Annotated in this window: 9 protein-coding genes; 2 read left to right on the forward strand and 7 right to left on the reverse strand. The window is 58.4% G+C overall.

The features are described from left to right. Positions 1-617 precede the first annotated feature (617 nt). From QZ302_RS06520 to pckA, 6 genes are all read right to left on the reverse strand, one after another. Positions 618-1,232: an SMI1/KNR4 family protein gene (locus QZ302_RS06520; RefSeq protein WP_294593815.1), complete on the reverse strand. Its 615-nt coding sequence runs from the start codon at positions 1,230-1,232 to the stop codon at positions 618-620. A gap of 8 nt (positions 1,233-1,240) precedes the next feature. After that, positions 1,241-2,350 (reverse strand): glycine cleavage system aminomethyltransferase GcvT, encoded by a 1,110-nt coding sequence (gcvT, locus tag QZ302_RS06525; RefSeq protein ID WP_294593817.1) that lies wholly within the window; start codon positions 2,348-2,350, stop codon positions 1,241-1,243. A 195-nt stretch (positions 2,351-2,545) separates the two neighbouring features. Continuing rightward, a complete protein-coding gene (locus QZ302_RS06530; RefSeq protein WP_294593818.1) occupies positions 2,546-3,028 on the reverse strand; it encodes a PepSY-like domain-containing protein in 483 nt (160 codons plus the stop codon). A gap of 133 nt (positions 3,029-3,161) precedes the next feature. Beyond that, positions 3,162-3,413 (reverse strand): DNA-binding protein, encoded by a 252-nt coding sequence (locus tag QZ302_RS06535; protein WP_294593820.1) that lies wholly within the window; start codon positions 3,411-3,413, stop codon positions 3,162-3,164. Positions 3,414-3,523: 110 nt separating this feature from the next. Further along, positions 3,524-4,864, reverse strand: coding sequence for an alkaline phosphatase (locus tag QZ302_RS06540; RefSeq protein WP_294593823.1), 1,341 nt, complete (start codon positions 4,862-4,864; stop codon positions 3,524-3,526). 134 nt (positions 4,865-4,998) lie between these two features. Beyond that, positions 4,999-6,606, reverse strand: a complete 1,608-nt coding sequence (pckA, locus tag QZ302_RS06545) for a phosphoenolpyruvate carboxykinase (ATP) (RefSeq protein ID WP_294593824.1) — start codon at positions 6,604-6,606, stop codon at positions 4,999-5,001. Positions 6,607-6,714: 108 nt separating this feature from the next. Between pckA and QZ302_RS06550 the strand changes: the two genes are divergently transcribed. Together QZ302_RS06550 and QZ302_RS06555 are read left to right on the forward strand one after the other, a co-directional pair. Beyond that, positions 6,715-6,978 carry a hypothetical protein gene (locus QZ302_RS06550; protein ID WP_294593825.1) on the forward strand — a complete coding sequence of 88 codons (264 nt, stop codon included), beginning with the start codon at positions 6,715-6,717 and terminating at the stop codon, positions 6,976-6,978. A gap of 915 nt (positions 6,979-7,893) precedes the next feature. Beyond that, entirely contained in the window at positions 7,894-8,706 is an 813-nt protein-coding gene (locus QZ302_RS06555) for a 1-acyl-sn-glycerol-3-phosphate acyltransferase (RefSeq protein ID WP_294593826.1), read from the forward strand. Between the two features lie 3 nt (positions 8,707-8,709). Here the strand turns inward: QZ302_RS06555 and QZ302_RS06560 are convergent, their stop codons facing one another. Continuing rightward, positions 8,710-10,200: a leucine-rich repeat domain-containing protein gene (locus tag QZ302_RS06560; protein WP_294593827.1), complete on the reverse strand. Its 1,491-nt coding sequence runs from the start codon at positions 10,198-10,200 to the stop codon at positions 8,710-8,712. Between the last annotated feature and the right edge of the window lie 332 nt (positions 10,201-10,532).

Here is a 10,532-nt window from a genome sequence, read left to right on the forward strand (position 1 = left end):
AAGAGGGAAATCGTCAAAATACGTTGGCACGTTTGACAAGATTTCCCCGGCGCGCGAACAGAGAGCTGGGCTGAGGCTGCCATTTGCCCACCGCGGGCCCGCTTGGCCGACGCGTTCGTGTCATGGCGCGCGGCCGTTATTACTTCAATGCAAACGCGCGCCACGCCTAAAGGAGCGATTCAGCTATTTCGGCGGCGAACCGAATATAGCTGAATCGCGCAGGCGCGAGGAAAAAGACACGGAATAAAGAATTGGGCTGAATTTGGTGCGGGTCGGAGCCAGCGGGGGCGCAACGAGCCCCGCGAAGTTGCAGGCCTACGCCAGGGGTGGCTTCGGCCCGCGCGGCTCGAAGAACCGCAAGCATAAGAAAAAGAAGCAAGCCCGGGTTCTAAGTCCCCAATCGGTTTCGTCGAAAGCTCTCCTGCCCGTTTATTCCGAGAGGCAACGCAACTGAAGACCGTGAGCACGGCTGTCCGGGAGCTCGTAATAAGCCCACGACATATTGAAATTCAGACATATTCCCTGCATTCCGGTCGTTGACGAAGAGTAGCTGTAACCGTGCTGTCCGACGCTGACCACCGCGCCCGAAAGACGGCTGCGGCAGCCCGGGGCGGCCCTCAGAACCGATCCAGCGCATCCACCACCTCCTCATCGATAAAATCGTACCCCCGCTCCATGAGTATTTCGAGATACTCATCGAAACTCTCCGCCAGCACCACCAGCTCGTCCGGATCGTGCAGGAACGAGACGATCTGTCCGCACCTCCCGCCCCTCGCCGGCGAGAAATCGACGAACAATTGCTCGCTCCCGCCCCCCGCCGCGAACCCGAGCCAGCAGACCTCCTTCCGCCGGTTCGTAATCTTCGGATCCACCTCTATCTCCCCCCTCGCCTTGCCTTCCAACCGATCCGTGATGTACCCGAACCCCTCCCTGCCGCCCTCGATCATCTGCTCCACCGAGTACAAATCATACTCCGCCCCCTCCTCCTCCGCCCCCAGCAGCGTGAAACAGCAATTCGCCACCCCCGCAAAAGTCTGATAGTACGTTCCGTTCACGAATTCGAGCAACTCCACCAACCCCTCCGGCACCTTCGGATACGCCTTTTTCAGCCGCTCGATCTCTTCGGGCGTCGCCCCGCGCCGGACCCGTTCGAACCGCTCCCACAACTCCGCCCCGTCGTGGTCGGCGAAAGCCTGCCTGAGTCCTTGCAGGTATTTTGTCGTCGTAGTCATCCTTGCCCCTATTTTTTATAGAACGGCGGCCTCACCACCTGCGCCTTGATCCGTTTGCCCCGCACGACAATCGTGATCTCCGTTCCCGCCTTGGCGAAATCCGGTTTTACATACGCCAGTCCGACCCCCTTCTTCAGGCTCGGCGACTGCGTGCCCGACGTCACCACCCCGATCGGTTCTCCCGTCGGCGCCACCACCTCGTACCCGTGCCTCGGAATCCCCCGTTCCACCATTTCGAACCCCACCAGCTTGCGCGCCACCCCATGCTCTTTCTGCGCCGCCAACAGTGCCCGATCGATAAAATCACCTTTGGTGTCGTTGAACTTCGTGATCCATCCCAGCCCCGCCTCGACCGGCGACGTCGTGTCGTCCAGATCGTTGCCGTAGAGACAGAACCCCATCTCCAGCCGCAGCGTATCCCGCGCCCCCAGTCCGATATTTTTGAGCCCGAACTTCTCCCCCGCCTTCCACAGCGCCTCCCATAACTTCGGCGCATCCTCGTTCGCCACATAGATTTCGCATCCTCCCGCCCCCGTGTATCCCGTGATCGAAAGGATCGCATTCGGAATCCCCGCCACCGTCGTTTTGCAGAACGTATAGTACTCCATCGACTCCACCTCCCGATCCGGGCACAACTCCTGCACCAGCTCCATCGCCCTCGGCCCCTGCACCGCCAGCTGCGCGATCTCGTCCGAAGCGTTATAGAGCTCCTTGCCCGGTGTCAGTCCGAATTTCGGCGCATGGCCGCACAGGAACTCCCAGTCCTTCGCCGTATTCGCCGCATTCACCACCAGCAGATAAGTCTCCGCATCGATCCGGTAGACCAGCAGATCGTCCACAATCCCCCCCCTGCCGTTCGGAAAACAGGAATACTGCACCTTCCCGTCATACAACGCCGCCACGTCGTTCGAAGTGACATATTGCAGGAACGGCAGCGCCTTCGGCCCCTTGACCCATATCTCGCCCATGTGCGAAACATCGAACACCCCGACCCCCTCTCGCACCGTCGCGTGTTCGTCGTTGATACCCGAGAACTCGATCGGCATGTTGTACCCCGCGAATTCAGCCATTCGTGCTCCCGCCTGGATATGTTTTTCGGTAAAAGCAGTCGTTTTCATGCGTAATAGAAAATAGAAGAGTTGAAAATCTGTTTTTGGAATGCAGCCCGTGGCTCCGCCTCCGAGACAAAGTTAGAACTTCTGACCGAAAAACCGGCCTCTTCCGTCCGGTTTTCGGCCCGCGCGCCCGCAGGCGACAAAAAAGTTCGGGCGGCACATACATGCGCCGCCCGAACCCCCGAACCCGGGATCACCTTAATCGATCCGCAGGAAATCGCCCCGGAGGTCGAATTCCAGATCCGTCTTGTCCGACAGCTCGACCTCGTATTTGTCCGCATCGCGCTCGATCGAGACGACGAACTGACGGGGATAATGGTCAGCGACATAACGGGCGATCCGTTCCGGAAGCACAGAGGTCGGAACCGCGGTTCGCCCGCAATCCACCTGCGTCCATTCGCCCCGGTGGTCGAAATCGATCTCGCAACCGCCGGCTAGTTTCACATCGTATTCCCGGCCCTCCGCCTCGTTTTCGACCTTGATCTGATGAACGGTCAGCGTCGAAAAGTGTTTGCGCAGAAAGGCCTGCGCCTGAGTGGGCAGCGTGGTCGGATCGGTCGTGTAGACCGTTTTTTCGATCACCGCAGCGTTTTTGTCGCTGGTCGCGACCGACTTCGGGCCCGCAAAAACAGTCGTGCCGAGGGCAGCGCCGAACAGCAGGGTGAAAAATAACTTTTTCATAGCTTATTATATTTTAATGATGGGATAAAAATTCAACGGAGTTATTTGCAAACTTCGTGCAAATAACCCCGTCGGTTCGAAATTTCGCCCCCGGACGTCAAAAACGCGCCCACCGACGAAAAGAAGAGACCCGTCAAGCCTCCTTGAGAATCTCCAGCGCCTTGTCCAGAATCGTCCGGTCGTCGAGCATCACGATTCCTCCGTCCGGCCCCTGTTCGATATGCAATCCCGAAGGATTCCCTTCGCCCGATTTGTAGTGCGTACCGCCGAAATAGTTGCGAACCGTGTCCACGTCAATCCCCAGTTCGTCCGCTATCCGCTGCATACTCCCGCTGGGCAGACCGTCTTTGATCCGCCGCAGCTCGTTGAAAGTGATCGTATTCATAGGCGTGAGGTTTTAAATTCTCTATAAAGTAACGCAATTTTCCGGTGATTTCAAAATCGAAAGGCGGAAAATTGCGTCACGGAGCGAAAAAACAGGCGAAACACCGAGTCTTATCGGTTCTGAATCAATCGGCGCAGCGTACCGGCCACCTGCGTGTTATCCATCCGGCCCCGGAAGAGGTCGGAACCGATGCCGAGGGCGAAGACAGGCACATACGTAGCCGAGTGGCTTCCGGTCGTCCAACCGGTTCCGGAATGGCGGGCCAGCAGCTCGACAGCCCGTTCGGCACACCGTCCGGGCCCTTCGCCGTAGGCTTTTTCGAGATCGGCCCATTCCGTTTCGTTCAGAGCAACCGCCCCGCCGAATTCCATCTTCTCGCCCAGCAGCGTTTTGGCGGCAGCCCAGTCCTCCGTCCTGCCGAGAGCCTGTTTCAAAGCCCCATTTGAGCATTGCTGGGCGTTCAGAAGGCCGAAATAGGTGTCGTACCCCAAGTTGCGCCGCCCCAGCGCGAGTCCGCCCGTCTCGTGGTCGGCGGTGACGACGATGAGCGTCTCCTCGGGATGACGGAGGTAGAAATCCACCGCGACGCGGATCGCCTCGTCGAAGTCTTCCACCTCCCTCACCAGCGCAGCCGCATCGTTGTCATGGGCCGCCCAGTCGATCTGGCCCCCCTCGACCATCAGGAAGAAACCCTCCCGCGCCCCTCCGTCGCGCATCAGGAAGTCGATGGAGCGACGCGTGATGGCAGGCAGCGTGAGGTCTCCCGGCCGCCGGTCGATGGCGAGAGGGAGTTTCGAAGGGTCGGCAGCAGTGTCCTGTACCAGCACGGCGCGTTTGCCTTTGAGTTTGCCCTCTCCCCGGGCGATGCTGTAACCGGCGTCGGCCAGGGCCTCGTAGACAGAGCGCTGGTCAGCCGCATCTGCCGGTGCGGCAGGCTTCAGAAAACCGGCCCCGGCATAGAGATCGAGCCCCGTCGCCGGAGCGTCCATCCCGATCTCGTGGTACATGCCGCGATCGGGCTGATGGCCGAAGAAGCTGGCGGGGGTGGCGTGGTCGATGCTGACCGAGGTGGCGACCCCGCTCCGCAAGCCCTGCTCTTTGGCCTCCACGGCCAGACTCTGCACCGGCCCCGTGTGGTCGGCGTTCATGCCGATCGTCCCGACCGACGTCTTTTGTCCGGAGGCGAGGGCAGTGCCCGCAGCCGCAGAGTCGGTCATCCGCCGGTTGGCGCACCAGGTAGTGGCGAATCCGACCGCGGGGAACCGGGTGAAGCCGAGTGCGCCGAAAGCCACGTCGTCCCCCTGTCGGGAAGCGAGACACGCCTCGGTCAGCGCGAGAGCGTTGTGGCCCATGCCGTCGCCGATAAAGTAGAAGATGTACTTGGGCCGGTCGCCGGCGCGGCTAACGAAGGTGCCGACGAGCAGCAGAAAGAGAATCAGCGTCTTTTTCATTCTGTTTTTTTGTTTGGGTTCCCAAAGTTAGAAAACTTGCGGGATGTTTCGCGCGAAAAAAACCGGAGGTTTCATCGTCAGATACGATGAAACCTCCGGCAGGATGGATCACAGAGCGTCCGCTCCGTCCCGAACTACTTGGTCGGCTGCGGCCCTGCAGCTACCAGCGCCTTGCCTTCCGCATTGTCGGTGTATTTTTCGAAGTTCTTCACGAACCGCCCTGCGAGGTCTTCTGCCTTCTTGGTCCATTCCGCCGGATCGGTATAAGTGTCCCGCGGATCCAGAATCTTCGAATCTACCCCCGGCAAAGCCGTCGGCACCTTGAAGTTGAAGATCGGAATCATCTTGGTCTCTGCCTTATCGATCGAACCGTCGAGGATGGCGTCGATAATCCCGCGCGTATCCTTAATGGAGATCCGCTTGCCGGTTCCGTTCCAACCCGTGTTGACCATATAGGCGGTCGCCCCCGAAGCCTTCATCCGCTTCACGAGCTCTTCGGCGTATTTGGTCGGGTGCAAGGTCAGGAAAGCCGCCCCGAAGCAAGCCGAGAAAGTCGGAGTCGGTTCGGTAATCCCCCGTTCCGTCCCCGCCAGTTTAGCGGTAAAGCCCGAGAGGAAGTAGTACTTGGTCTGTTCCGGCGTAAGGATCGACACCGGCGGCATCACCCCGAAAGCGTCTGCGGTCAGGAAGATCACCTTCTGCGCCGGCCCCGCCTTCGACACCGGTTTCACGATGTTTTCGATGTGGTAGATCGGATACGATACACGGGTATTTTCCGTCACCGACTTATCGTTGAAGTCGATCTTCCCATTGGCATCCACCGTAACGTTTTCGAGCAGTGCATCCCGTTTGATCGCCTTGTAGATATCCGGTTCCGAATCCTTGTCCAGGTTGATCACCTTGGCATAGCAGCCGCCCTCGAAGTTGAAGACGCCGTTGTCGTCCCAACCGTGTTCGTCGTCCCCGATGAGTTCGCGCTTCGGATCGGTCGACAGCGTGGTTTTCCCCGTCCCCGAGAGTCCGAAGAAGATAGCCACGTCGCCATCCTTCCCCTTATTCGCCGAGCAGTGCATCGCAGCGATCCCGCGCAGCGGCAGGAGGTAGTTCATCATCGAGAAGATCCCCTTTTTCATCTCGCCGCCGTACCAGGTACCGCCGATGAGCTGCATCTTTTCGGTGAGGTTGAAAGCCACGAAGTTTTCCGAGTTCAAGCCCATCTCCTTCCAATTCGGGTTGGTGGTCTTCGAAGCGTTGAGCACCACGAAGTCCGGTTCCCCATAGTTTTTGAGTTCCTCTTCGGTCGGCCGGATGAACATGTTCTTCACGAAATGCGCCTGCCAAGCCACCTCGACGATAAACCGCACCTTGAGTCTGGTGTCCGGATTGGCGCCGCAGAAAGTGTCCATCACATACAATTTCTTGCCGCTGAGTTCGTCTGTAGCGATCTTTTTCAGGTCGTTCCACACCGCCTGCGTGATAGGCTTGTTGTCGTTTTTGGCGAAATCCGACGTCCACCATACGGTGTTTTCGGTGGTAGCGTCCTTGACGATGTATTTATCTTTGGGCGAACGGCCGGTAAAGACGCCGGTCATCACGTTCACCGCACCGAGTTCGGTGTCTACGCCTTTTTCGTAACCGGTCAGGCAGTTGCAGGTCTCAGCCTTGTAGAGTTCTTCGTAAGACGGGTTGTGGATGATCTCCTTCACGTCTTTGATGCCGTACTTGCTCAGGTCGATTGACATAACAGTATTGGTTTTTAATGGTTTATGTTTCTTCTGTGTATTCAGGTACACCGAGCGCGCTCCGGGCGGAGCGAACCTCGGCAGGACAAAGATACAAATATTTTTCTATTGTTATTCATTTCACAGTTCGGGGGTGGATTTTTTTCTTCGAAACTTTTTTCGTGTGGCCCGGGGCGATGGTATTACTCCGCCCCGGGCTTCCTCAGCCACGGCGACGGGCTGCTGTATCAGACGGGAAATTACGGTTACGATTGGTCGTCGTCCGTGAACAGCATCGGCGGGCGGAATTTGAATTTCTACACCTCGAACATCAACCCCACGTATGTAGGCGGCCGTGCTTACGGTTTTCCGTTGCGTTGCCTCTCGGAATAAACGGAGCAGATATAGTTATTTGTCCATCGCGGGTATGCGGGACCCGCAGTTTTAGGCGGGCCAAAGCTCGACCGCGCGCGACCGCTGAAGAAGAAAATCATTCAAACGCGTAGTGCGCGTTTGAATAAGATTTCCGCCAGCGCGCGAACAAAGTGGGGTAGAGGCTGCCAGTTGAAATGCGCCAGCATTTCCCGTCCACGGGACGTGGGGCCCGCGCGGCCCGAGCGCAGTACCCTCAAACTAAATCGCGCGTCCCGCCTAAAGAAGCGATTCAGCTATTTCGGCGTGAGCCGAATATGGATGAATCGCGCAAGGCGCGCGGACGAAGAACTGCATGCAAAAACTCCGTCGCCCGCCCGCCTAAAAGGGCATATTCTGCCGGTTGGCACTCGGCCAATCCGGCAAGAATTGCCGCGGGCGACGTTTGGGAGCAGACACGCCCAGCTTTCGCGTGCCGAGCGGCACCGGCGGAGCGACAGCGGAGCCGCAGTGAGGCTGACACGGGGCGGAGAATTGGGCTTTGCTTTGGGCTGTGCTCTTGCGGCCCAACGGGTCGCGCGGGCCGACCGCTGGGGGAGGCTATCGGCCCGCGCGGTTCTTCGAACCGCAGGGATGCACTTAAAATGCAAATAGGGTAGCTCCACCTTGCCCACCGCAGGCGCGCGATCCGTTTATTCCGAGAGGCAGCGCAACGGAAAACCGAACGCACGACTATGCGCGCTTTGAGGACTCATCGACGTCGTCAGAAACGTCAGCCTCCAGCTCTCTGCCCCGTTCGCCTCCGTCGACTCCGACCACACCGTACCCTCATTGCCGAGACTGCTCAGCGCCCCCGAATCGCGGCGGCGGCAGCCCGGGGCGGCGCCCGTGAGAGCGTATTGAAAAAATCCCCCGCGTTTTTTATTTTTGCACCCCATGGAAACCATAGACATAGGTCGATTACTGCGCGCCAAAAATCCGCGGTTGGCGCGATGGATCCCCCGCTTCGTCATCCGCGGCCTCGAGCGCCTCGTCCGCCTTCGTCGCATCAACCACGTCCTCTCGCACTACGGCGCCCAGTCCCCGATGGAGTTCATCCGCTCCACCCTGGAGTACATCGGCGTGACCTACACCGTCCACGGCGCCGACCGGATTCCGAAAGAGAGCCGCGTGCTTTTCGCCTCGAACCACCCCCTCGGCGGCCTCGACGGCCTGATGCTCGCCGAAGCCGTGAACCCCTACGTTCCCGGCGTCCGCGTGATCGTGAACGACCTCCTGATGCACCTCGAACCTCTGGCCCCGATCTTCGTTCCCGTTAATAAGTACGGCGCCCAGAGCGCCTCCTACGCCCGCCGCCTCGTCGAGATGTACGAAAGCGACGCCGCCGTCGTGACCTTTCCCGCCGGCCTCTGTTCGCGCCTGATCCACGGCCAGATCACCGATCCCCCCTGGAAACGGAACTTCGCCCAGAAAGCCTGGGAGAGCGGCCGGCTTGTGATCCCCGTCTACATCGACGGCCGGAACTCCATGTTCTTTTATCGCTTCGAACGGCTTCGCAAATGGCTCCGCATCCGGTTGAATCTGGGCACCGTTCTGCTGCCCAAAGAGATGTTCGACCAGCACGGCAAACACCTCGACATCTATATCGGCGAACCGATCGAAGTGACCCAGGAACACTCCGCCCGCGAGTGGGCCGAGCTCATCCGCCAGCGCGCCTACGCCCTTCGTCCCGGCGCGGAGCAGGCATAGGCCTTATTCCTCCTCCTCTTCCGCTTTGACCAGGACAACCCCCAGCTTCCAGTTTTTCGCCGCCAGTATCGCCGTATTTCCGACCGGCTCGTCATTCTCGTCGAGCCGGATCCCTCCCGGCTCCTCCTTGCTCCGCTCCGGCAGCGTGCCGTACAAACGGTTGACCGCCTCCGTCGAAAAGCGGTTCCCCATACAGTATATCTGAGTCAGCCAGTTGCACCCCGTCGCATCCAGCTCCGTCAGCTCATTATCCGAGCAATCCAGCTCCTCCAAACGGTTGCTCCACTTGACCTCTAATTTCGTCAGCCGGTTCCGCTGGCAAAGCAGCATACGCAAGGAGTTGAAATTCTCGACCTCCAGCTCTGTCAGCAAGTTATCCTGACACATCAGCTCGACCATTTCCGTACACCTTTTCAGATTCAACTCCGTCAGCCGGTTTCCGTTGCAATACAGCCATTCCAGCCTGCTGCATGAATCGACCCCCAACCTCGTCAGCCGATTGTCCGAGCAAGTCAGGAACTTCATTTCTGTATTTTTGTTGAAATCCAGTGTCGTCAGCTGGTTTTTCGCGCACTCCAACGAAGATAAGTTCGGACACATCTCGACATTCAACTCCGTCAGCCTGTTTTTGTTACATTTCAGATACCACAACTCCGTATTCCGGCTTACGTCCAACTCCGTCAGCCGATTGTTCGAACAATCCAGCTCCTCCAGCAGCGTGCACGATCCAAGCTCCAGTCTCTCGATCCGGTTCGAGTGGCACCACAGAAGGGTCAACTCCGTATTGTTGTCCACCTCCAATCGAGACAGTCGGTTCTCTTGGCACTCCAGCTTTTTCAGTTTGCTGTTTTGGCTGATATTCAGCTCCTCCAACCGATTTCCGAAACACTCCAGCCCCTCCAGCTCCTTGTTTTGCGTGACGTCCAGATCCGTCAGCTCATTGTTCCCGCAATCCAGTTCTTTCAGCTCCGTCAGTCCGCCGACCTCCAGCCGCGCTATCCGGTTGTTTCTGCAATAGAGGAACTCCAGCCCCGGACAACGCGATACGTCGAGCGTCGTCAGGTATATGTTTTCCTTTATCCCATCCTGCTGACATTTGAACCAGATCAGACTTCCCCCCGTCTTTCCTACCATCCTCACCCGATACTTTCCCGGCGCTTCGTATACATGTTTGACCACTTTCGAGTCATTGATTTCCCGCTCCTCTCCCACCTTCATCTTCAGCCTCCAATCCAGCGACAGATCCCGCACCATGCTGTCGCCCCAGTAGATCTGCACCTCGCCGACCCCCGCCAGTTCGATTCGGGTCACCTCCTCTTTGTCACCTTTGTATTCGATCGTGAACGCGACCTCCCACCCCTCCGTCTTTTCCGGTTCGATCGTCTTTTTGTTTTCGACCGCCGGCTGCGCCTTTTTGTTTCCGAACGAAAAACAGCCCCCCAGACAGAGGAGCGAGAGTCCGACCACCGGCCATTTGAGCCACATTTTTGTCATTGTTTTTGAAAAGTTAAAGGGAGGGCTCGCATTCCACGCTGCCGCCCATTTTGCAAAGATACCCTTTTTCGCCCTCGCGCGGACAAAGAGTTGGGCTGAGATGGTTAAGCGATACACAGTATCGCTCCGTCCTGCCGGGGTCACCCGGACGCCGCCCGCGTAGGGCAGTTTTAGGCGTGACAAAGCTCGACCGCGCGCCACGCCTTAGGAGGGAAATCGTCAAAATGCGCTGGCGCGTTTTGACAAGATTTCCCCAGGCGCGCGAACAGAGAACGGGGGTAGAGACGGCCAGTGGAAATGCGCGAGCATTTCCCGTCCACGGGACGTGGGGC

This window comes from uncultured Rikenella sp., from assembly GCF_910579375.1.
Classification (GTDB): domain Bacteria; phylum Bacteroidota; class Bacteroidia; order Bacteroidales; family Rikenellaceae; genus Rikenella.

Excerpts from the sequence above, each read along its gene's own strand:
- QZ302_RS06520 (WP_294593815.1), bottom strand. The coding sequence starts at position 1,232 with ATGACTACGACGACAAAATACCTGCAAGGACTCAGGCAGGCTTTCGCC.
- gcvT (WP_294593817.1), bottom strand. The coding sequence starts at position 2,350 with ATGAAAACGACTGCTTTTACCGAAAAACATATCCAGGCGGGAGCACGA.
- QZ302_RS06530 (WP_294593818.1), bottom strand. The coding sequence starts at position 3,028 with ATGAAAAAGTTATTTTTCACCCTGCTGTTCGGCGCTGCCCTCGGCACG.
- QZ302_RS06535 (WP_294593820.1), bottom strand. The coding sequence starts at position 3,413 with ATGAATACGATCACTTTCAACGAGCTGCGGCGGATCAAAGACGGTCTG.
- QZ302_RS06540 (WP_294593823.1), bottom strand. The coding sequence starts at position 4,864 with ATGAAAAAGACGCTGATTCTCTTTCTGCTGCTCGTCGGCACCTTCGTT.
- pckA (WP_294593824.1), bottom strand. The coding sequence starts at position 6,606 with ATGTCAATCGACCTGAGCAAGTACGGCATCAAAGACGTGAAGGAGATC.
- QZ302_RS06555 (WP_294593826.1), top strand. The coding sequence starts at position 7,894 with ATGGAAACCATAGACATAGGTCGATTACTGCGCGCCAAAAATCCGCGG.
- QZ302_RS06560 (WP_294593827.1), bottom strand. The coding sequence starts at position 10,200 with ATGACAAAAATGTGGCTCAAATGGCCGGTGGTCGGACTCTCGCTCCTC.